The sequence below is a fragment of the Candidatus Saccharimonadales bacterium genome (assembly GCA_035457485.1).
Classification (GTDB): domain Bacteria; phylum Patescibacteriota; class Saccharimonadia; order Saccharimonadales; family EFPC-124; genus DATIBO01.
On sequence record DATIBO010000006.1, the window covers coordinates 812,078 to 834,816 of the forward strand.

General features: G+C 44.2%; 24 protein-coding genes. 3 read left to right on the forward strand and 21 right to left on the reverse strand.

Annotated elements, in window-relative coordinates:
- Positions 1-15 precede the first annotated feature (15 nt).
- Genes VLA77_04660 through VLA77_04675 form a run of 4 tightly spaced genes read right to left on the reverse strand, consistent with a single transcriptional unit; the run spans position 16 to position 2,824 of the window.
- Positions 16-513, reverse strand: a complete 498-nt coding sequence (locus VLA77_04660; protein ID HSE29847.1) for a hypothetical protein — start codon at positions 511-513, stop codon at positions 16-18.
- Entirely contained in the window at positions 513-704 is a 192-nt protein-coding gene (gene xseB / locus VLA77_04665; protein ID HSE29848.1) for an exodeoxyribonuclease VII small subunit, read from the reverse strand. Before xseB ends, VLA77_04660 begins: the two co-directional genes overlap by 1 nt.
- Positions 688-1,806 (reverse strand): exodeoxyribonuclease VII large subunit, encoded by a 1,119-nt coding sequence (gene xseA, locus VLA77_04670; GenBank protein ID HSE29849.1) that lies wholly within the window; start codon positions 1,804-1,806, stop codon positions 688-690. Before xseA ends, xseB begins: the two co-directional genes overlap by 17 nt.
- Positions 1,778-2,824 (reverse strand): lysylphosphatidylglycerol synthase transmembrane domain-containing protein, encoded by a 1,047-nt coding sequence (locus VLA77_04675; GenBank protein HSE29850.1) that lies wholly within the window; start codon positions 2,822-2,824, stop codon positions 1,778-1,780. The genes xseA and VLA77_04675 overlap by 29 nt, the downstream gene beginning before the upstream one ends.
- Positions 2,825-2,846: 22 nt before the next feature.
- Here VLA77_04675 and VLA77_04680 point away from each other — a divergent pair, with 22 nt between their 5' ends.
- Complete coding sequence (locus tag VLA77_04680; GenBank protein HSE29851.1) at positions 2,847-4,007, forward strand: methyltransferase domain-containing protein; 1,161 nt, start codon at positions 2,847-2,849, stop codon at positions 4,005-4,007.
- A 6-nt stretch (positions 4,008-4,013) separates the two neighbouring features.
- Positions 4,014-4,286, forward strand: coding sequence for a 50S ribosomal protein L27 (locus VLA77_04685; protein HSE29852.1), 273 nt, complete (start codon positions 4,014-4,016; stop codon positions 4,284-4,286).
- Between the two features lie 48 nt (positions 4,287-4,334).
- On the opposite strand, the gene VLA77_04690 is transcribed toward VLA77_04685, so the two are convergent.
- The 17 genes from VLA77_04690 to VLA77_04770 all read right to left on the reverse strand — a co-directional run bounded on the left by VLA77_04690 (position 4,335) and on the right by VLA77_04770 (position 22,217).
- The gene (locus VLA77_04690; GenBank protein HSE29853.1) at positions 4,335-4,796 is read right to left on the reverse strand and encodes a hypothetical protein; all 462 of its coding nucleotides are present in this window, start codon (positions 4,794-4,796) and stop codon (positions 4,335-4,337) included.
- Between the two features lie 83 nt (positions 4,797-4,879).
- Positions 4,880-5,263, reverse strand: coding sequence for a response regulator (locus VLA77_04695; GenBank protein HSE29854.1), 384 nt, complete (start codon positions 5,261-5,263; stop codon positions 4,880-4,882).
- A 21-nt stretch (positions 5,264-5,284) separates the two neighbouring features.
- Positions 5,285-6,493 carry a S41 family peptidase gene (locus VLA77_04700; protein HSE29855.1) on the reverse strand — a complete coding sequence of 403 codons (1,209 nt, stop codon included), beginning with the start codon at positions 6,491-6,493 and terminating at the stop codon, positions 5,285-5,287.
- Positions 6,494-6,552: 59 nt separating this feature from the next.
- Entirely contained in the window at positions 6,553-7,641 is a 1,089-nt protein-coding gene (locus VLA77_04705; protein HSE29856.1) for a CHAP domain-containing protein, read from the reverse strand.
- Positions 7,642-7,839: 198 nt separating this feature from the next.
- Positions 7,840-8,769, reverse strand: coding sequence for a permease-like cell division protein FtsX (locus VLA77_04710; protein HSE29857.1), 930 nt, complete (start codon positions 8,767-8,769; stop codon positions 7,840-7,842).
- On the reverse strand, positions 8,769-9,461 hold the full coding sequence (gene ftsE, locus VLA77_04715; protein HSE29858.1) for a cell division ATP-binding protein FtsE: 693 nt from the start codon (positions 9,459-9,461) through the stop codon (positions 8,769-8,771). Before ftsE ends, VLA77_04710 begins: the two co-directional genes overlap by 1 nt.
- Before the next feature lie 40 nt (positions 9,462-9,501).
- Entirely contained in the window at positions 9,502-10,464 is a 963-nt protein-coding gene (locus tag VLA77_04720; GenBank protein ID HSE29859.1) for a magnesium transporter, read from the reverse strand.
- A gap of 65 nt (positions 10,465-10,529) precedes the next feature.
- Positions 10,530-11,606, reverse strand: a complete 1,077-nt coding sequence (gene prfB / locus VLA77_04725; protein HSE29860.1) for a peptide chain release factor 2 — start codon at positions 11,604-11,606, stop codon at positions 10,530-10,532.
- Positions 11,607-11,620: 14 nt separating this feature from the next.
- A complete protein-coding gene (locus VLA77_04730) occupies positions 11,621-12,973 on the reverse strand; it encodes a hypothetical protein (protein ID HSE29861.1) in 1,353 nt (450 codons plus the stop codon).
- Entirely contained in the window at positions 12,970-14,259 is a 1,290-nt protein-coding gene (gene murD / locus VLA77_04735; GenBank protein HSE29862.1) for a UDP-N-acetylmuramoyl-L-alanine--D-glutamate ligase, read from the reverse strand. The genes VLA77_04730 and murD overlap by 4 nt, the downstream gene beginning before the upstream one ends.
- Positions 14,256-15,542: an insulinase family protein gene (locus VLA77_04740; protein ID HSE29863.1), complete on the reverse strand. Its 1,287-nt coding sequence runs from the start codon at positions 15,540-15,542 to the stop codon at positions 14,256-14,258. The genes murD and VLA77_04740 overlap by 4 nt, the downstream gene beginning before the upstream one ends.
- Before the next feature lie 176 nt (positions 15,543-15,718).
- The gene (locus VLA77_04745; protein HSE29864.1) at positions 15,719-16,543 is read right to left on the reverse strand and encodes a hypothetical protein; all 825 of its coding nucleotides are present in this window, start codon (positions 16,541-16,543) and stop codon (positions 15,719-15,721) included.
- A gap of 121 nt (positions 16,544-16,664) precedes the next feature.
- Positions 16,665-19,271, reverse strand: coding sequence for a preprotein translocase subunit SecA (gene secA, locus VLA77_04750; GenBank protein HSE29865.1), 2,607 nt, complete (start codon positions 19,269-19,271; stop codon positions 16,665-16,667).
- Between the two features lie 126 nt (positions 19,272-19,397).
- Entirely contained in the window at positions 19,398-19,769 is a 372-nt protein-coding gene (gene raiA, locus VLA77_04755) for a ribosome-associated translation inhibitor RaiA (protein ID HSE29866.1), read from the reverse strand.
- Positions 19,770-19,777: 8 nt separating this feature from the next.
- The gene (gene serS / locus VLA77_04760; protein HSE29867.1) at positions 19,778-21,073 is read right to left on the reverse strand and encodes a serine--tRNA ligase; all 1,296 of its coding nucleotides are present in this window, start codon (positions 21,071-21,073) and stop codon (positions 19,778-19,780) included.
- Between the two features lie 40 nt (positions 21,074-21,113).
- On the reverse strand, positions 21,114-21,608 hold the full coding sequence (gene msrA, locus VLA77_04765) for a peptide-methionine (S)-S-oxide reductase MsrA (protein HSE29868.1): 495 nt from the start codon (positions 21,606-21,608) through the stop codon (positions 21,114-21,116).
- Positions 21,609-21,620: 12 nt separating this feature from the next.
- The gene (locus VLA77_04770; protein HSE29869.1) at positions 21,621-22,217 is read right to left on the reverse strand and encodes a hypothetical protein; all 597 of its coding nucleotides are present in this window, start codon (positions 22,215-22,217) and stop codon (positions 21,621-21,623) included.
- A gap of 96 nt (positions 22,218-22,313) precedes the next feature.
- On the opposite strand from VLA77_04770, the gene VLA77_04775 reads away from it, so the two are divergent.
- Positions 22,314-22,697, forward strand: coding sequence for a hypothetical protein (locus VLA77_04775; protein HSE29870.1), 384 nt, complete (start codon positions 22,314-22,316; stop codon positions 22,695-22,697).
- Positions 22,698-22,739: the final 42 nt, after the last annotated feature.

The following is a 22,739-nucleotide window of genomic DNA, read 5'->3' on the forward strand; positions in this document are numbered from 1 at the left end:
GGTTTTTTGTAAAGCCTAACCTATTTTATAGATCTGCAGAGATTTTATCGACCCGACGGGCTTTGTGCCCGGAATTTTAAATCCATTACTCACGACTAGAATTGGTTTCTTCAAAATTTTAGATTGATCAATCATTCTTTGCTTGAATTTTTGCATAAATATATCAGCCAAAAACACAAAAACTACATCTGTTTGCTTCGGTAAATCACTGATCCAAAAATTGCGCAAATAAATTTTTACTACATCGCGATATCGCCAACAACGCACCCAGCTTATAACGCACAAAATTGGATTTATTTCGTAACCGACTGCTTTATATCCTTTTTGGGCAGCTAATTTTAAAAGCTTGCCGTCGCCAGAGCCTAAATCTACAAAAGTGCTGCCTCTTTTAAGGGCCAGCTCGTCGAACATCTCGATCAAAACCTTTTTATGCGTCGGTACGTACGGTGCACCAAAAAAAACCACCAATCCAAAAAATATGAAAATTACTAAACCAACCAGAGCCAAAAGCATTACTCGGCGAACTTTTCTTTTAAGATTGTTATTTTGTTCTCAGCCTCGCTTATTCGCTTTTTTATTTCGTCGGTCAGCTTAACGCCTTCTTCGAATTTAGCTAGCGCTTCTTCTACATCTAGGTCAGGACGCTCGAACCACGCTAAAAGTTCGTCAAGTTCCTTAAATTGATCATTAAGATTTTTTGACATCTTGCACTCCTACATTAATTATTGTATCGCTAAGTTCAATCACCAGCTCGTCGCCCTTTTTAAGTTTTAAGCCACTCTTTAGCAAGGCGCCGTTTTGCCTAACCAAGGAATAACCCCGCCTTAGCACCGCACTAGGATTAACCTGGTTTAATAGTCTGCTTGCCATTTGCAGCTGGTGCATTCGCAGCTCTAGAGTCTGGTCAATACTCGAAAACATCAACCCGACCGCCTGCAACGCTCTTAGTTTTTTTGCTTGCAACGAGCTTTGGATATGGCTCAAGAATCTTTGCTCGCGCTGGCTAAGTTCACGAAGCACGGCCTCGCGATCGGGCGTCAAGAGCTGCGCTGCATTGCTCGGAGTGGCAGCCCGCAGATCAGCCACTAAGTCACATAAACTTGTATCTGTTTCGTGCCCCACACCTACTAAGGTTGGAATACGGCTTGCCGCAATCGTTCGCACAAGCGGCTCCTCGTTGAAGACAGCCAGGTCCTCAGCGCTTCCCCCGCCCCTTATAATTACTAGAACTTCTACTAAATTTGGCTGCTGATTAAAATAGTCGATCGCTTTAATAATCTGTTGACCTGCACCGACACCCTGAACCTGCACATCTGCAACCTCAATCTGAATTCCACGCCACCGATGGTTAATAATTTTAATGAAATCTGCGTAGCCTGACGATTCCGACGATGCAATAACGCCGACGCGACCTGGAATTTTTGGCAAAATGCGTTTCCGCGATGAGTCAAACAAACCCTCGCTTTGCAATTTTGCCTTAAGAATCTCGAATGCGCGTTTTATAGTCCCTTCGCCAACTGGCAAGACCTCGCGCACAGATAAGCTAAACTTTCCCCAAGGCGTAAGCTTAGGCTGAGCAATTAGTCTAACTTTCATTCCATCTTCTAACGGGATTCTTAAGCTGTAAATCATCATAAAGCAGCCTATGACGCCGTCATTGTCTTTAATGTCAAAAAACACAAATTTATTTTTGCTAACCTTAAATGATGCCACTTCGCCTTCCACTATCACGGTCGGGTAAGCAAACTCAAGCGTCTGATTAACTACGCTTATTAAATCACTTACGCTGTAGATCTGTTTTTCCATACCTGTTTATCGCCAATTGATACGTTGGGTAGCCCATAATCAATGTTAATGCTAAAGTTATTATCCTAAAAATCAGAGTAACGCTTAGTGCTAATCCGGGCGAAATGCCCATACTTACAAAAAGAGCAGTCATAAGTGGCTCAAAAACGCCCAAGCCCCCCGGCAAGGCAGCGATCAAGCCAGCCACACTCGAGATTACCAAAGCCACAACCACCACCCCCGGATTAACCCATTGCCCATGTGCTACAAAAACCGCATACAACAGAGCCATCTCAAAAAATATTGCAAGCGCCATCCAAAATGCAGCAGCGCGCATTTCTAGAATATTATTTTTGATCATAACGTAATCTTCGTGTAGCTCAAGAAAGGTTTGTTCAACTTTCTTGATTCGCACAACCTCGGGACGTTTTCCGAACTTATGTAAGATGTGGTTTATAAAATTTGCCAATGTCTTTGTAAAGTTTATAATTCGATCACGCTGACCTATAACGAATATTATTAGACCCGTCAGGCCCATTAGCGACACCACAACTACAGTTATGATTATAATAACCAGTGCATTAGCTTTACCGTCGGCCGCCAGCAAAAATAGCGAAATGAACATTAAAATAATATGAACTATAAAACCGAATGCAAACCTACCGATTTGCGCCAAAGTCGATCGAGCCGTCGACACATCGTAAGGTTTTAGACGCCAAGTAAAATACGAAAAACCAGATAACCCGCCGCTGGGAAAAACATGGTTAACAAAGTTCAGCTCCGCTACCGCAGGTAACAAAATCCTGCGCTGGACCCTACAGCGAAGAACCAAAAAAAAGTGGTAGAAAAATTCAGACAGACCAAAGTAAAAAGCAATATTTATTGGAATCATCGCCAAGAGGGGCCAAATATTCAATCCTTGCGACTTATGAAGTGCGTCAACAATGTCCGGCCAGGCAAACACGATCAAAAATACTAGCGCCCCTAGCGTGAATAAGTTTAACCAAAGTTTCCAATTGAATTTTTTATGAGATCGCATGTAAAAAAGTTATACTGTAGACATGATAGCACTTCTCGGCCGTCAACCTAAAATCGGAATCGCAGAACTCGAAAGTATTTATAGCGACGTCACCCCTGTAGGAAAACAGGCTGCTTTTGTAAACAATGAAATTAACATTGCGAGGCTTGGTGGAACTCTTAAAGTTGCCGAGCAAATAGATGAGTTTCAATCCACTGATTGGCGGCGAATTAGCGATCTACTAATTAAAAACTTTTTAAACTACGTTGCCACTATGCCAGAAAACGGCAAGATCAAACTTGGTATTAGTATTTACGATATTAATGCTAACTCGCAGCAAGTTTTTAGGACCGGCTTAGAACTCAAAAAAATCGCACGTAAAAACGGCCACAGCCTAAGGTTTATACCCGGCGCTGGATCTGCTTTAAATAGCGCACAGGTTTTACACAACCAACTAACAAGTAACCTTGGTATTGAATTATGTCTAATTAAAGATGACTACAAAACAGTTGTCGCCAAGACTGTATCCGTCCAAGACGTGGATGATTACGCTCGTCGCGACTTTGGCAGGCCAAAACGTGACGCATTCGTAGGCATGCTACCTCCTAAACTTGCCCAGACAATGGTTAACTTGGCAGTTGGAGATCAAAAAAACGCTAAGATTTTAGACCCTTTTTGCGGCACAGGCGTAGTCCTACAAGAAGCTTTACTTGCCGGATTTGAAGTCGCAGGCACAGATTTAAGTCAAAAAATGATTGACTACACCGCCGAAAACTTGGATTGGCTTAAAAAATCATACGAAATAAAACAAATGTTAGGCAAACTTCAGGTTGGAGATGCTACGAAGTTTGAATGGCGCGATTTTAATTTTACAAATGTGGTTTGCGAAACCTACTTAGGTCAACCACTTTCCGGATTACCAAAGCCCGAGAAACTCCGCGAAATTATCGGCAATTGTAATCTAATAACAGAGAAATTTTTAAAAAATTTGCGTCCACAGCTAAAACCTGGATCGCGCCATTGCATTGCGGTACCAGCCTGGTTTGATGGAAAATCATTTAAACACCTGCCAGCACTTGACCACCTCGAGAGTTTGGGCTATAATCGTTTAAGATTTCAACATTCTAGCAATGGAGAGTTAATCTACCACCGCGCCGACCAAATCGTCGCCCGCGAATTGCTAGTTTTATCAGTTAAGGAGTAACACCCCATGGCACATGTAAAAGCAGGTGCAACCAGTAAGAACGTACACGATTCACCCGGCCAACGGCTTGGTGTTAAACGCTTTGGCGGCCAAAAAGTAAACGAAGGCGAAGTTTTGGTTCGTCAAGTTGGTCAGACCAAAATTGCTGGTCCTGGCACTTTTATGGCTCGTAACTTTACTATTCATGCCGCAAAAGCTGGCGTTGTAAGCTTTGCAAAAGTAAAGACCAAACGCTTTACAGGCAAAACAACCACTCGCACTCAAGTGATTGTTAAATAAAAGTCTTTGGTTAAAAATAAAAACTCCCGATTTTTCGGGAGTTTTTTGTTAGTTTCCGATTATTCCACCTGGGGTGTTGGGGCCAACTTTTCTTGTTGGTGCGGCTCCCTGCTCACCTATTACTCCTCCTGTCCAACGCTGATTAGGTAAAGAAGATTCAGTAGGTGCTCCGATTACTCCCGTGCTGTTTGCGGTTGGCTTTGGTGACTCGGCGTAAGGGTTAGGTTGCCCGCCAAGCATTCCACCTGGTTCGTTAACAATGCGCTGCGCAGTTTGGGGTGGTGCTGCCTCACCATGTAGAACGCCATTCTCAAACGAATAATTCTTGCTGTCAGCTTCTCGTCGATCTTCTTGCTGCTCACCTCCGGCCCCAAGTTCTTCGGCGTGTGACTGGTCTAGATCCGCTTCACCTTCGACTTCCTTGCTAACTTCTGCCTCCTCGCCAGATCCAGGCTTTGGTTCAAGTTTAAAACGCTCGTCGTTAGGATCGAATGGAACAAATTCACTCATTTTTGTATCTCTTTTTTATTTTTGCTAATAAATTTACGGTAACACAAAAAAGCCAATTATGCAATGAGCTTATGTTTACTAAATTACAGACTCATGCCTAGATGATGTTTAATTCTATCTACAACATCACCAATTACAACCTGAGACTTCACCAAGTAATCATCGGCTCCGAGTTTCTCGGCCATTTCCTTGTCTTTTTCTTGGCTCAACGCAGTGAGCATAATAATGCGGACATTGCTTGTTTCTGGCGTGTTGCGCAAAATATCTAGCACATCAAAACCACTGATCTTTGGCATCATAGCGTCAAGCACAATCAAGTCTGGCTTATATTCTATCGCGGCCGAAAGCGCTTCTTCGCCATTAACTACATGCCGTACATCGAATCCTTCAAGTTCCAAACGGGAAACATATACCGAGGCTAGGGCTTTATCATCCTCTACAAGTAAAATCTTCTTTTTTGGGTTCATACTACCTACAGTTTAGCTAAGTTAGCGGAGCTTTTCAAATGCAGCCGACTTTTGTGCATCATTCGTCAAGTCTTCACCGGCTTCTACCACTACGTCTGGTTCGATTCCCTCTTTGTTAATGTTGCGACCATTTGGAGTGTACCATTTTGCAACAGTCACTTTTAGCTGTCCGCCGCCGTCAATAGGCTCGATCGTTTGTACACTTCCCTTGCCAAATGTTTTTGTCCCAAGCAATACAGCTGCATCGTAGTCGTTTAGTGCGCCAGCTACAATTTCGCTAGCACTGGCACTTCCACCATCGATTAGCACTACGGTTGGCACGCCAGATAAAATCGCGCTGCCATCAGTTTTTAGAGTCTCTACAATCTTGTCGCCGGTTCTTTCTTCGACTACAACTTTGTCTTTCAGCCAGAGCCCCGAAATATCTTGTGCAGCCCCCAAGTACCCGCCACCGTTACCCCGTAAATCAAGCACCACACCCTTTACGCCAGCTTCTTTAAACTCTTTAGCTGCTTTCGTAGCCAGCCTAAACGTATCTGAATCCGAGAACCGCGAGATCCTTAGATACCCAATGTTATCTGGAGTGATCTCATATTTTACGCTAGGGTTTACAATTTCCTCACGCACAATCGAAAAATCTTTAACCTGTTGATCGCGTAAAACCGTCAGTTTTACAGTTGTGCCCTTTTCGCCGCGAATCTGTGAAACAGCTTTTTCAATCGACCAACCAGTTGTGTCTTGGTCGTTGACCTTAACTATAAAGTCACCCGGTTGCAAACCACTCCTTAAAGCCGGCGATTCGTCCAACGTGGATACTATTGTAATAAAATCATCTTTTTTACCTAATTCAGCGCCAATCCCCGAGAACCTTCCGTCAAGTTCTTGCAAAAATTCTGAAGCTTCTTTGTCGGTAAAAAATACTGTATATGGGTCGCCAGCCGCCTCGACTAATCCTTTTTTGGCGCCATCTATCAGTGCTTGTTTGTCTATATTTCCATCAAACTGGCTACTTAATGCTTCGTAGACATTCTGTAAACTAGAGAAATCTATAACTTCGGTTCTTTGTTTTAAGCCAATAAATGCTGCGATTTCGGAACTTCTTGTGCCAGCAATAAAGCCGCCAAAGGCAACCAAAAGGACTACGACTACAAGCGTGCCCACGCCCACTTTTGTGTTTTTTAATGTCGAAACGAATCTCGGCACACGCAATTTTTTGCCCTTTTGCTGCACTTCAAGCTCCCAAAATGTTTATAATAACTGTGTCTATACTACCACGCGTTTACATTTTTTTAGAAGTATATGTAGACTAATCCCGAAGAAGATAATGTCATTTCGCTGTATTCACCAGCCCAACCATAGTTATATTGACTAACGTAAATACTGGCGCCTCCATCAAGAACGGCTTCAACATACATTGCGTGGCCGTAAGGACCGCTCATACTTATTGCCACGGCTCCGGCCTTTGGCGTGCTACCAGTTGCAATTCCGTCGGCTGCTGCACTAGATGGCCATTGGTTAGCGTTACCACGACCACCCCAATAAGGCATGTAGCGCCCTGATTGATAGACTTTCCAGGCGGTATAGCTTACGCACTCGCGGTTATACATCCCCCAGCTATCCACTAAGCTGTCGATCGGAGCATTATGCCAAACCGATGGATATCCACCACGGCCAGGATCCCCGGCAACAATGTTACCACCCACATTTTTACGGTTGGCGGCCGCCTGTTGAGCACGAAGCTCGGCGATCCTAGAGTTACGTTCCTTACTAAGCTCCTGGTATGCTGCCTCTTGGCCTTGAGTTTGGGCCAAAAGCTGTGCTTGTTGCTGTTCCTTCGCGACAAGTGTCTCTTTTTGCTTTTTTTGGTCTTCTAGTTTCTGCTCAACCGCAACTTTTTGGCCGTCTAACTGAGTACGTAGATCCCTAATACTAGAGATATTTTTTTGAACCTGTGCCCTAATTTGTTCGCGATATTCTTGTTTATCAATAAAATCAGAAATACTTTTTGAGGATGCGACTATTTCGAGTGGCGAAATTGAGCTCTCAAGGTACATCGATCGCAAATTGCCAGCTAAAAGCTTCATCTGATTCTGCAAACGCTGCTCAGTTAAAACTATTTCGTTTTGTAAACGGGCAAGCTCTGCTTCGTTGAGTTCAATCTGTTTTTGAATCGTGTTTCGCTCGGCTTGCAATGCACCGATTTCGTTTTGCAGTGTGTCCGACGTCTCACGCAAACGGCCAGCTTCCGCCTGGTAACCGGAAATTTCATTTTCTAACGCCTTAATCTGCTCATCAAAGCTGTCAGCTGCCACCATTTTTACTGGTACTACAGTACTTAAGACTAGGGCGAATAAAAACAATGCCCAAATTTTTTGCATAAAAAATCTTCTATTCACAGTTTAAGCATATCCTTTTTATCTAAAGAACGTCAAGCCACCCGAACGACTTGAACTATTTAGTGCAATCTGTCGAACTAAAGAAATAAATCAAAACCAGTATTCTGCGGCTTTGAATCGATCGCCATCATCGCCCTATCGCGATCGGACATCCCCGTTTCACCACGATATTCACTCATACTAAAGCTTTAAGTACCGTCTTATCGCCAAGAAGGATGATATAACGCCAATCATAATGCCCACACCTAACAAGGCCGAGAAAATCACAATTGGCCAGTTAGCAAAAACTGCCAAAGTATGAGATACCTCAATGTCGTAGTTTGTTAAGTTGGGTCCCACAGTTAGGAGCACACCGTACATTAAAACTATTGTAATTATTGCAGCAAACACGCCATATAGCGATGCCTCTACGATGAACGGACCTCGAATAAAGTTTTTGCTCGCACCGATTAATTTCATAATTTCGATCTCGTCACGACGATTGAAGATCGCCATACGGATTGTGTTAAAAATTATCATAATTGAAAGCGTAACAAACACAACCAAAGCCACTATTCCGGCAATCTCCGAAAACTTAGCCGCCCGTGCAATTGTATCTATAGCCGCCCGGCGCTCACCCGAAATAGAAGCTGGCTCAGACTGAAGTGGTGTATAATCCACACTATTAACTAGTGTGCTAATTTCATCCAGTCGATCTGGATCATTTGTATAAATACGTAAACTTGCAGGGAAAGGATTAGTTTCGCCCAGTTCGCCCAGAGCTTCAAGTTGCTCAAAGTAGGCCTTGTTTTGATCTTTAAAAACGTCGCGAGCTTGAGCTTTGCTTATATAGTCAACGTTTGTGACGATTTCCAGCCCTTTAATAGCAGCAACAAAATTATCACGCTGCTCGTCTGTTATTTCGTCAGACAAATAAACTGAAACATCAATTTTTTCCCGAATTTTACTCAAAGTGTCGTTAAAGACCATACGCGCAGTAAAAGTTGTAAGTAAAATCATTAAAGTTACGACCATTACGATTGTCGCTGCCGTACTCAACCATGCGTTACGTGTAAAGCTACTAAAGCCATACCTGCAAATTCTTAAAAATGTGATCCAGCTTCTTTTCATTATTTACCCTGTTGGTAAGCGCCTTGAGCGACATCAGCCACAACTTTGCCATAGTCCATTGTAATAACACGGCGCTTTAATTTATTTACTATTTCTTGATTGTGCGTAGTTAAAATTACAGTAGTCCCGTATCGATTAATTTTCTCTAGTAGTCGAACAATATCCCAGCTGTGCTTAGGGTCAAGATTGCCAGTCGGTTCGTCAGCAAGCAGGATTTTAGGTTGCCGCACAACCGCGCGTGCAATAGCAACGCGTTGTCGCTCACCACCCGAGAGTTCACCCGGAAATTTATCTTCTTTACCCTTTAGGCCTACCAATTCGATCACCTTAGGCACTGTGTTTTTGATTTCACGATTACTCATACCGGCAATTTCTAGCGCAAAAGCAACATTTTCAAAGACAGTGCGTTGGCTCAGTAGCTTAAAATCCTGAAAAACCACCCCTATTTTGCGACGCAAAAGTGGCACATCGCGATCGCGCAAGGTATCGTAGTCTATTCCCCCAACCACAATTTTACCGCTAGTTGGCTTTTCTTCGCGGGTCAAAAGTTTGAGCAAAGTAGACTTGCCGGCGCCACTAGTACCAACTATAATCACGAATTCTTTTGGCTCAATATGCAAGCTCACCCTACTTATTGCCGGCTGCTTGCTATCTTTGCCGAATACCTTAGTTACCCTGTCTAACAAAATCATTAGTAATTATTGTATCACCTGCTTAGCTTAAGCGTAAACTTTATAGCAGCCAAAGCGCCAGTAGCAAATAGACAGTAACGCTAATCGCATCTTGAAAGGCCGTCGCCAAAGGGCCGCTCCCAAGGGCCGGATCTTTACCGAGCCTCTTAAATATAATAGGAATAATTGTTGCCAAAACTGCAGCAATTGAGCTTGCCAAAAACAAGGCCGTTGCAACAACAATACCAACCTGCAATGAGTGCGCGATTAAACTAGCGCCCACTCCGCCCAAGACTCCAACCATCGCACCAAGAACAATTCCTACTGAAAGTTCGCGTAACAAGTACATTCTAAAGTCAATTTTTAAAGTGGCTATCGCTCTGATTGCAATGGTTTCAGACTGCGTTCCTACCGAATCAGCGATATATGCTATTACCGGCACGAAGAACGCAATAGCAACATTGGTTTTAAGCGACTCTTCGAACAAACTGGTTATAAAACCCAACCCCAAGCCCACCGATAAGCCAAAAAGTAGCCAAGGAGCTCGCGACTTAACCACTCTGAAAGTTCGCTCTGTCGCGAGCTTGATAATGCCAGAACCTTTACTGCGAATACCTGCCGTGATTAAGGTATCCTCGACATGCTCGTCATGCATGACATCGATTATGCTGTGAGCCGTCACGACGCCCATAAGTTGGCCTTGATTATCGACTACTGGGATCGAAATTACATCCTCTTTTATCGCGTGGTAGACGGCTTTTTCCTGATCATCTTTAGGGTTTAGAGTATAGCTTGCCGGCAACATGATTTCGCTAGCTTTTGTTGCTGGTCCAGCCCTAAAAAGCGCCCACATGTGCACAACACCGCGCAATTTATTCTTAGAATCTACAACATAAACGTTGTGAGTACTGTCCCACTTTTTGCCCGAAAGCATTTTTATAATATCTGTTCTTGAGTCACCCAAACCACATGTAGGCAATTTTGTGGCCATGATGCTTCCTACTGATTCTGGAGCGTAAGTCATAAGATATAATTAGTATACATTAAAAAACACTAATGTATTACGATTTTAAATTCTCGCCTGACTTACTAACCCAGATTTAAATATGCCTCAATAAACCCGTCGATCTCGCCATCCAAGACTTTTTGAGCATCCCGTTCTTCGTGGCCGTTACGAGTGTCTTTCACCAACGTGTACGGATGTAGGACATAATTACGAATCTGCGCCCCCCATTCGGCAGATTTTGTCGGACCTTTAAGCTCATTGAGCTTTTTATTATGCTGTTCGATCTGTAGTTGAGCAAGCTTGGAGCGCAGAATTTTAAGTGCAGTGTCTTTGTTTTGCAACTGGCTGCGCTCGTTTTGGATTGCGACAACAATTCCAGTTGGGATGTGTGTAACTCTCACTGCGCTATCAGTTGTATTAACACTTTGACCACCTTTGCCGCCAGATCTATAAACATCTATCCTAAGATCGGAATCGTCGATATGGACTTCTTCGGGGGTGTCGATCTGGGGCAAGACCTCAACTAACGCAAAACTTGTCTGGCGTAAATTATCAGAGTTAAATGGGCTCAAACGCACTAATCTATGAACGCCGTGTTCGCCTTTTAGTTTTCCGTAAGCATAAGGCCCACTAACACTTATAGTTGCGCTTTTTAAACCAGCCTCTTCGCCGGGCGATTCTTCGATTAGTTCAGTCTTCATACCTGAATGCTCACCCCAACGCAAATACATGCGTTCGAGCATTTGCGTCCAGTCTTGGGCATCTGTTCCGCCAGCACCGGCACTCAAACGCAAAATTGCATCACGATCATCATATTTGCCTGAAAACTGCAAAGTGAACTGTAATTTTTTATAGTCTGTTTGTGCAGACACAAGTTGCTGTTTAAGTTCTTGTTTTATCGTTTGGTCATCTTCTTTTGCAAGCTCCACGATTTCTTGCACGTCGTTTTTAAGCTTGACCCATGGTTCAATTTGATCCTTAATTTTTGCCAATCGCTTAGTAACTTCTTGCGCTTTTAAGTTATCTTGCCAAAAATCTGGCTCAGCAATTAGTTCGCGCAGCTCCTCTAACTCGATCTGACGTTCATTTAAATCAAGCTTTTTAAAAGCAATGTCAATATTTTTTAAAAGCTCGGCGGCCTGTTTTTCGATCTCGTCCATAAAATAATTATACGCTAATCTATAAAATCAGCGGCAGCGTCAAATTCGGTAGGTACTAGGTGGTTTTTGCTCTTAGAAAACACATACTCCTGCTGAGACTTTGTCGGTAGAGCTGATTCCGGTATTTCGGCCAACATATTAACTACAACTGGTGTATTCTGCCAATCGGACTTTTTGGCAGCCAATAGTAACGCCGTGCGTGATTCTTCTATCTCGCCCACACACTCCAGTGGCTTATGGCCTTTTATCCCTAATAATTCCCTAAAACCATCAAGCTGAGTTTCGTCGTCAAATAAATTCTTTTTAAAAATGCTTTCTAACTGACGATCCGACATATACGGCGCCAGCATTAAAAACACGAATCGGCATTTATCGCACTCACCACACCAAGTTCGACGTCGCGCAGGATCTAGAAAAAACGCACGATTACAACTTGTAAAAACACTATGGTATTTTAAAAGTTCAGAAAACTTTCTAACCACGCGTAGTTCCGAAAACGGCCTAAGTAGCGAAAAATATTTAATATTAGGCGAAACAACCTGCCTGATAGTTTCGCTAATTAGCTTTTCGGCTGTTAAACTTTTTGACCATTGATGGTTAACGTCTATGCCTTCCCAAATAACGTTTCCGACCGACGCCGAACGCTCGTTAGAAAAAACCACACTCGCAGAACCGTTCAAAATTGCCGATATCAGCGCTGCACAAGAATTTATAGCCGTAACCGGTACGTGGCCGTTAAGACCACCGTCCCTGTTAATCTTGACTAATTCTGAGCTGATCTTGCGCGTCACAAGCACGTAAGGCAATTGAGCGGTCTCTACCGTTTTAGTTATCGGTTCAAAAGAATTTACTGAAAATAAAGTAGGCTTAAAGCCTGCCGATTTTAAAGCTTCAAGAGTGACTATAGAATCTTTGCCACCACCCACAGGCACGATTGGTCCATTTTTAAAATCGGATAGCGCTACCGAGTCAAGTTCGACAATTTTTTTGGCAACAATCTTTGGTTCTAACGAACTTAAAAGTTTATTGACATATGCAAACTCAGTCAAACCATTTTTGATAAGTTTCTTTAAAAATATAATCTCTTGCTCGGCTACTGGTGTTAGCACGGTTAAAACTGGCGGAGCTGCTGCTTTATAGTAGCTTAGGCCGGCCGCCAAAAATAATAAACCGGCAGCTTTTTCTACTGCACGGCGCACTTTAGAGTCTTTTGCATTTTCGATATTCGGAAAGATAAATACTTCGGTAAAATCCCATTTTGCCTGATCAGCGACTAAACTGTAGTTTAAGTTTAGTTGGCCAGTAACAAAATCAAAATCGTAAGAAGAATAAACACATTCAGTTATATTTTTTGGATCAAAATTCATAACAATTCTACCTCACGCTTAAATTGTTCGCCCCTGTCTGTAAAATCTTTGAACATATCAAAACTCGGCGCGCCGGGCGACAAAATAACCACATCGCCAGGTTGAGCGCTTTCGCTACATTTTTTTACAATTTGCGCCATTGTAACTTTGTCGCCCAAAACTTCAATTTTGTTGGTCGCGCCTTGGTCGGCAAAAATTTTTTGCAATTTAGCCGAAGTATGGCCGATCAACAAAGCCTTTTTCAAACCAGATTTTAAAACTCGTTGGGCCATTCCATCTAAGCTAAGGTTTCTGTCGAAACCTCCCAACACCATAACTTTTGGCTCGCTAAAAGCTTGAGCAGCTACAACTGCCGCGCCCGGAGCCGACGAAAAACTATCGTCGTAGTATTTAACCCCACCCACTTCGCGGACCAGCTCTATCCTATGCGGCAGCCCTGTAAAATCTTGAATCGCCTGTTTAAGCGCAGTAGCATTTTGAACAATTTGCCAACTAGCCGTCAGGGCAGCGCAAATATTTTCTATGTTGTGCTTGCCGGGAACTTTTACGTCGCCCAGCTTGCAAATAAAAGTTTGGCCAACAAAAATATCATCACCCTTCACATGCGCTGCCTGCATCGATCCGTAAGCAATCTTTTTGCCCGCCGACATATTTGCAATTCGCTCTGAAACATCGTTTTTAGGATTGTAAATAACAACATCATCAGGTTTTTGCCATTTTGCAATATTGGCTTTGGCGGTCATGTATTCTTCAAAATCTTTGTGAACATCAAGATGCTCAGGCTCTATCATCAAAACAACAGCAATGTGCGGACTAATATTTAAGTCCCAAAGTTGAAAACTGCTCAGTTCTAAAACTACAACATGATCGCTTTTTATGTCAGGCAACAAATCTAACATTGGCATACCAATATTGCCCGCCAGGTGAGTTTTTATTCCAGCCTTTTGCAGTAAATCATAAATTAAGGTAGATGTCGTGCCCTTGCCTTTAGTGCCCGTGACGCCAATTATTGGCGCCGGGCAAACTTTAAAAAATTCACGAGTTGCCGAAGTTATTTGACCATCGGTTTTTATCTTACTGGGCCGCAAAGCTGGCACTCGCATAATAATATCGTAGCCATGAAGTTGGCTTAGTGCACCTTTACCGGCTATCAAAGTTACTCCATCGGGCACAGAAAGCTTTGGGTTGTCGCTTTCGTCGAAAATCGTAATATCTGCGCCTTTGGCATCCCAATATTTATAAGCGCTCTCGCCTTCTACTCCGTAACCGACGATCGCTACTTTCATTCAAATAACCCTCCGAGCTGGTTATGCAAATCTTTAAGTTGGCTTTCAGAAACACTTCCAAGACCGCCAAACGCCCAACGCTTACCACCAATCATATCTTCGGTAGCTTTTATAATTGTCGGCTTGTCGACTGCGGCAATCGCTTGCGGACGATTACTATAGTCATCAATATAACCATCAAAATAATAGCGACGCGCATACCAACTTGCGATCGAGCTAACTGTTTGACAACCCATCTGATGTTTGCCTAGCGCAAACTTTTTAGCGGCTTCGATATCCGCCTGAGGAAGGCTTCCGTCTAAAACTTTATTAATTTCTTCTTTTACAATGTCAAAAAGCTTGGGCGCATTTTTTATGCTGACCTGACCACCAAAGTCCCATTCGCTAGCTGAGTCGCTAACTACAAAATCTGACCACATTGAATAAACCAAACCTTTTTCGCGTGCGCGTCCCAAGATCGCTGAGTGCAAAGTCCCAGTTTGCATATGATTTAACGCACTCATGGCATCGAGTTCGTTGTCGGGCAAGCGCCAGTTCGCCTGAATACTTAGCCCAAACATAATATTTTCTACATCTTTGCGCACAATATGAATTGGTTGCACAGCACCCACAAGCTCTTCACGCTTTAATCCGTAACGCTCGCCACGTGGTAAATCCCATTTTTCGAGCAACTTTAAAATCTGTTGTTTGCGGTCTTCTTTTAAGTTTCCCACAATTATAAAACGTAAGTTATCGGTTGTGTGAGTTCGTTTGTAATGCTCTTTTATGTCTTTTAATTTAACTTTGGGCATTAGTTTTACGCGTTCTTCATCAGTAAAAAAGCGTTCGCCACTTTCTTGACCAATCCGCTGCCATAGCACGCGCGAATAGTTATTCAGGTAGCCTGTTAGCTCTTCTTTAACGTTGCCGTACTCGGCGTCGAATTCACTTGGCAAAAAAAGTGGCTTTGTAATTGCGAGACGCAGTAAGTTTAAAACGCGGTCCCATTCAAAATCGGCGCAGTCGGCATTATATCGTAGGCTGGCTGGGCTAGTACTAGCGTTACTGTAGGCGCCGTTTTTTTCGAGTTCGGCGTTAAACTGACGTGAGTTCGGAAAATCCTCGTTTGCGCCTAGAACCATGTGCTCCATAATGTGCGGAGTTTCGTAGATTTGTTCACTTGTACAATAATCGTAGCCTGCTCTAAATTCAAAATCGAAACTCATTACGGTGGCGTTAGGAACGTGAATCAAAAGCCCACGACTACCATTGTTTAAAACTACTTCTTCGGGTGTGTGTTTCATCGGGCGAGTCCAGTTAAATGCTTTTACTATCGTAACATTTTTATAGCACTTCGCCCATTGATAAGTTCTCTTACATCCATCCTGGAGCGAGATGTCGCCCGGGAACTTTGGGATGCGCCCGGACAGCAAAGTGAACACTGCCCGGGCGCTGTCAGTTTTGACCGACTGACGACGGTTTAATCATCGACGAAGGCGCCGCTTTCCTGATCGGGATAGCGAACATCCAGGCCTGAGACGCGGAAGTCAGAGAAGGCCTCGGACATCCAGACCCGATTCTTGCTCGAGGCGCCTACGACCTCCTCTTGCCAGGCGAGCTCGCCGAAGCGAGCCAGGAACGCCGTCTTGACGAACTCGTCCTCATCCAACGAACCCGTGCCGAATTCACGGCCGATCGTCCAGATTTTGAGGGCGTCCATCAGGTGTGGAATCGACAGCTGCACGCCGAAGTCTGGATGAGCCACCAGAGCCCGAAGCGTGTCGTTGTCTGGGTTGCACGCGGCGATGATGCGGAACAGTGCTTCAGCGATGTCGCTGTGATCGGGATCGGAGTCTCCCCGGTCGCCGAAGAAAACCGCATCGCCGCGACCAGCCATGAGCACAACCGCCACATGAAGCGAGTTGTTCGTATCGAACCCATCGCCGCGCGGCACAAGGTGAATGCCGCCAGCGGTCAGGGTTGCGATCCCGAACGGATCACTCTCGTCTGGACCCTCGTACAGGTCCAGTACGACCATGCCGCGGTAGCCGAACTGAGGGCGGCCGAGCGAAACGGCCTTCCCCACCACATCAGCATAGTCCTCGGCTCTGTACTTGCCGGCGTGAATGAGATCCGCGAGGTCGCGGTCCATCACGTAAGCGTCCACGGCAGACTCGAAGTCGGTCTTCAAGTCCAATCGCGCCGCCACTGCTGGAATCTCAGGCTCCGGCAATGCCAAAGCCCCGGTTAGCCGACAAATCACCTCAAATCGGAGGAAATTGTCAGATCTTGCACCCCAGATCATTGCTCTCCCTTCGAGCCGCCGCAGAACTTCTGCAGCAAGCGGATGATCTGATGAATTATAAAATAATAAGCTATGCTTTACAATATAAATTCGTTAGCGCCGCAATGTGCGACGCTATAAACTAATGTTTTTTGTGACGATTTTTGCGTTCTTTTTTGCGTTTTTTACGAAGGTCACTCTTTTTCTTTTTAGAATCATCAACCATCTGCTTTGACTCGCTTGCAGTTTCGAACTTAACCTCTTTTTGTGGTTTACCAAGTTCATTTACACCCTGCTCGACCGAGTTTTCGGCCGCACGCGTAAGCTCAGTATCAAAACTGTCGTCCTGAACACTCGCGGTATCACGTTTAGTTAAATGCAGTAGCGCTCGCACCACTTCCTGGCGTTTTGTTCCTTGTAATTCCTCAAACAATCGTTGAGATTCCTGACGATATTCTACCAACGGATCGCGCTGGCCGATTCCACGCAAGTGAATTCCTTCGCGTAAATGTTGCATGTTCTCTAGGTGACGCATCCACAAAGTATCCAAAACTTGCAGGTAAACCTCACGCTCAACTTTACGCATTAATTCTTCGCCCACTTCGGCTTCTTTGTTTTGATAAAGATTTAAGGCCTCCTCTTCGGCTACATCTGTGCGCTCTTTGTCTTTTTTGGCAGCTTCCATTTTTTTGAGAATTTCATTCGCGACCGGAATTACAGCCTCAAACTCTCCCGCAAAACTTGGGTTTTCTTTTGGTCCAAACGCCGCCAAAAAGTTAGCTTCATCCCTAACCATCTGCTTAACTTCTTCAGATATATCGCCGCCCAGCAAAATATTGCGCCTGATTGTGTAAACCGCGCGCCTATGACGATTCATAACATTGTCATATTGCACTACGTTTTTGCGAGCATCAAAGTTAAAGCCTTCAACCTTTTTTTGCGCATTCTCTAAAGTTTTGCTCACGGCTTTGTTTTGAATTGGCGTTTCCTCATCTACACCTAATCTATCCATCAGTGTGCGGATTCGCTCACCCTGGAAAATTCGCATCAAATCGTCTTCTGTCGAAACGTAGAATTGAGTCAAACCGGGGTCACCCTGACGACCACAACGTCCACGCAACTGATTGTCAATTCGGCGCGATTCGTGACGCTCTGACCCGATGACGACCAAACCACCTAGTTCTTTAACTTCCGGCGCAAGCACGATATCCGTTCCGCGGCCGGCAATGTTAGTCGCCAAAGTCACGGCACCTCTTTGACCAGCTTTAGCAATGATCGAGGCTTCGCTCTCGTTGTTTTTGGCGTTCAATGTTTGATGTACGACCCCAGCTTTTGTGAGCGCCTTGCTAAGAGCTTCGTTCTTTTCGATCGAAACAGATCCAATTAACACCGGTCGCCCCAGTTTATTGTACTCTTTTACAGTCTCAACAATCGCCTTAAACTTACCAACTTCGGTTTTAAAAATCATGTCGGTTTTATCTTCGCGGATCACGGGTTTGTTGGCCGGAATCTGAATCACATCAAGACCATAAATCTGCTGAAATTCTTCAGCCTCGGTGTAAGCCGTTCCTGTCATTCCCGAAAGTTTGTTGTAAAGTCTAAAGTAGTTCTGGAAGCTGATCGTCGCCAAAGTCATGCTTTCCTGCAAAACTGGCACACCTTCTTTAGCCTCGATAGCCTGGTGCAACCCTTCGTTGTACCTACGGCCATGCATTAAACGACCGGTAAATTCATCTACAATTACGACCTCTTTTTCTACTGTTACAACGTAGTTTTTGTCGCGCTTAAATAAAGTTTGCGCTCGCAGCGCCTGGTTCATGTGATAAACCGCGCGAACGTTCTCGGGCGCGTAAAAGTTAGCTATTCCAAGCAATTTCTCTACCTTTTCTACGCCTTCGTCGGTCAGGTTTACTGCGTGGCGCTTTTCGTCCAAAACGTAGTCAGCCGGTACAAGTTTTTTCGCAATCGCCGCAAAGCTTGCGTAGTTATTGCCACTGTCGCTGGATGGCGCGCTGATAATTAGCGGCGTCCGAGCTTCATCGATTAAAATGCTGTCAACCTCATCCACGATCGCAAAGTTTAGTTCGCGCTGACGCAGCTCATCAACTTCGTTAACCATGTTGTCGCGCAGATAATCAAAACCAAACTCGTTATTTGTGCCGTAGGTAATATCTGCGGCGTAGGCTTCTTTACGAGTGCAAGGGCGAAGTTTTTTCATCCTTGGGTCGTCGTGGGCTTCGTTTTCAAACGTAGGATCGTAAATAAATGACTGATCTGGTATAACCACCGCTACGCTCATACCCAAAAAATCGTAAACCGGACCCATCCAGCCAGCGTCACGTTGCGCCAAGTAATCGTTTACGGTTACAACGTGGACACCTTTACCGGTTAGTGCGTTTAAGTAGGTTGGCAAAGTGGCAACTAAAGTCTTACCTTCACCAGTTTTCATTTCTGCGACGTTGCCCTCGTGCAAGGCCATTCCACCTATTAATTGCACGTCAAAATGGCGCATTTTAAGCGTGCGACTAGAGGCCTCGCGCACTGTAGCGAAGGCGTCTGGCAAAATGTCTTCTAGGGTTTTATTTTTGGCAAGCTGCTCTTTTAAAACCTTAGTTTGCTTTTTAAGATCGCTGTCGTTAAGCTTTTCGTATTTACTACTTAACGAATTAATCGTCGCAACCTTCTTACGCAAACGGCGCAAAATTTTAGCTTGTGGGTCTCCAAAAATTTTTGTCAAAAACTGTCGCATATTTGTCTCCAAGTTAAAGGGAAGAATCCTTAATAGTATACCCACATTTAGCACTGAATGGAATGGTCTGCCAACAATAGCCGCCTAATAGATTACGGGGCATAATTGAGCATTTCTACGCCACAGCTACCCCAAAAATCTTGCTCGTAATCTTCGCAAAATATTAGGATGAGTAGTTTTTAAATGAGCCACATGCTCTTGTTTATACTTTACGAACTGATTTTTTATTTTCTGTTCAACTATATCTACAGCGGCAAACATATTCATTGTCGATTCTTTGGCGGCAATTTGCTTATCGGGAACGGTCACAACAATTTCGCATTCGTATTTATTGCCCAAACGATTATTGGTTTGGCGCAATTTAACCTCTGCATGAGCGGTTTTGCGAGCATGTCGCGGCAAATACTTATCGAGTGAGCCAATTTTTTTGCGAGCATATTTTTTAATATCCGCGCCCAAATCTAGGTTAACCCCAGTAATTTCGATTTGTGTTAGCATATTCCCCTTTAAATTTTAGTTTTGCCGCCCATGTAAGGTCGTAAAACTTCCGGTACGGCTACGTTGCCATCTTTGTCTTGGTTGTTTTCGATTATCGCAATCAGTGGGCGCATCGACAAAACTGTAGCATCGTTAGTATGAACAAGCTCGACGTCGCCATTTTTTAGGCGGACGCGAGTTTGCAAGCTTCGAGCCTGAAAATCTGTAATATAGTCGGCGGTGTGAGTTTCACGATATTTGTTCTGGCCGGGTAGCCAGCAGTCGATATCGACACCTGTCGCGTTCGGTCCACCAATATCGTAGGTGCATTTTTGCACCACGCGATAAGGCAGCTTCAGTTGCTGTATTAGATACTCCTGGATTGCAACCATGAGCTTATGCTCTTCAAGGCCGGTTTCGGCGGTCGTAAAACTTTCGGCTTCTAGCTTATCAAACTGATGTAAGCGGAAGATTCCTTCCATATCTTTGCCATAAGTTCCAGCCTCACGCCTAAAAGAAGTTGAATATGCGATATAACGGATCGGTAACTCGGCCTCAGGCAAGATTTCGTCCATGTACATTGGGCACATGCTGTGCTCGGCGCTAGCGTTCAGCCAAATTTCATCATCGGCAAGTTTGTAAGTTGTTTCCTCGGCATTTAATCGACCAGTGGCTTCGTATACGTCAGTTTTGATCACCGCCGGTGGCATAACTGGCGTAAACGGTTTGGTCGAAACTCTTAGGCCATTCTGCTCAACAATTTTTTTAATAACCACCTCGTCAGTCATCACATCAATCGCCCAGTCAACAACTGCGCGCTGAAGCTTAACAAGGTCACCTTTTACATACGCAAAGCGGCTTCCTGCAACTTTTGCGGCACGTTCTTTGTCGATCCAACCTTTAGCCACGCCAATTTCGTTGTGGTTTTTAGGTTCAAAATCAAATTTAGTCGGTTCGCCTACGGTTTTTGTAATTACGTTTTCGTCTTCGCTCGCGCCGACCGGAACGTCCGCAAGCGGCATGTTTGGAACTTTTTTAAGCTCTACCAAAAACTCTTTATCTAAAACTGTAAATTCGTCCTCGAGTTTTGAAAGCTGATTCTTAAGCTCGCGGCCTTCGGTTAATTGCTCCTCTGTTGGCTTACCTTGTTTTAACGTAGCAGCATGTTCATTACGTTTTTTGCGTAGAGTTTCTATTTTTGCGCTCAATTCGCGACGCGAACTATCTAGCTTAAGTAAATGTTTAACGTCTACTTTATAGCCTTTTTGTTCAGACTTTTTTTGCACTTCTTCGGCGTGCTCGCGAATATAACGGATGTCTAGCATGGGGTTAATTATACTATGATTTAAGGAGTTTAGGAATCATTTACAACCTTGGCAGCTCCGAGTATGGCACGTGACAAGCGCCTAGCCCAGTTTTTTCGGTGTATTTTTGGTGATATTCTTCGGCTCGATAAAACTCACTAGCTTTTGTAATCTCGGTAGCCAGGGGCACTTTAAAATCTTTTTGAACCATTGCTTTTACTTGTTCTGCGACATTTTTCTGATCATCATTTATGTAAAATATTGCGCTACGATAATTATCGCCGATGTCTGGGCCCTGACCATCGACTTGCGTTGGATCGTGCATTCTAAAGAATTGCCGCAAAATATCTTTATAGCTAATCTTGTTAGCGTCAAAGTCAATTTTGACGGCTTCAGCATGTCCAGTATCGTGCTGACAAACTTGATCGTAGGTTGGATTTTTAGTATGACCGCCAGTGTACCCAACCTCGGTTTCCATTACCCCGGGAACTTGATCAAAATAAGCCTGGACTCCCCAAAAGCAGCCGGCTGCTAAAATTGCTGTTTGTTTATTCATATATTAATTAAATCACCGTAATGCTCTTGCTGCTAGTATAACAGCCAGTACGCCGATTATGTTAAGTAGAAAACAGATGAACAAGATATAACGGCGCTTAAAACGCGAAATTCCCATCAGACTTAAGCCAACTTCGTCGGGGATTGGCGTAGCAATTATAAAGGCACCGATTAAAAATAAGATCCACGTAGTAAATCGGTGTCGCATGACTTTAACCAAGCTTGGAACTCGAAACTTTTTGAATAATGGTCGTAGCTCGGCAAAAACTTTTTCGTCATAAAATTTTAGCGCAATCCAGTCGCCTGCTGTTGACCCAGTGGCGATTACTAATGCCAAAAGGTACGGCTCGTATTTACTGGAAAGATCTATCATCAAAACTATGGCTGGAGCGGCGGTAAAAAACGACACCGAAAGTAGACCCGCAATAAAGCCTCCAAGATAACCAAAACTTTCTATATAGCTAAAAATACTGCTTAAGAATACGCTGTCTAGAAGCAGAATAAATAATATAATTACCAGCATGGCTAAAGTTGAATGCTTGTATTCATAGCCGAGCCACCACTTATTGAGCTTTTTTAGTAATGGTTTTTTGCGCGCTCGTTTGCTCATACATCTTATTATAAGTAAAAATGCTTGTGTTATAAATGTTTGCTTTTTGCAAATAAAATTATATAATTTTTTTTAGGTACTACATCGGGAGGATGAATGACCGAAAAGGCCGAGGGCATCGAGGAGAACGTGAACGTCTTCCGCAAGTTCGTGGGAGATTCGTTCATGAACTACGTCGAGCTCCACTTTAACCGCGGAGGACTCGATGGACTGCAGCGTGCGCTTGAACCTCAGTCGCGCGAGAAGCTGGCAGCCTACCTGAGCGCCAACTACAACGCAGTTCGACAGCAAGGCTGGCCGCGGTTCGGCGAGGTCGTACACACGACCATCAACAACCTGACAGTCCACCTGCTGGAGCTGTTGGACGACCCATCCAGTAATGCCTACCCCCTGTCCCTCAAAGAACTCGGAGTATCTCCGCTCGCGATCGTCACACACATCATGACGGCGATCCGAAACCCATTCCCCTTCTACCCGTAAAAACCCTGCGAGGGGCGGCCCGAAATCTCGTGGCCACCCCTC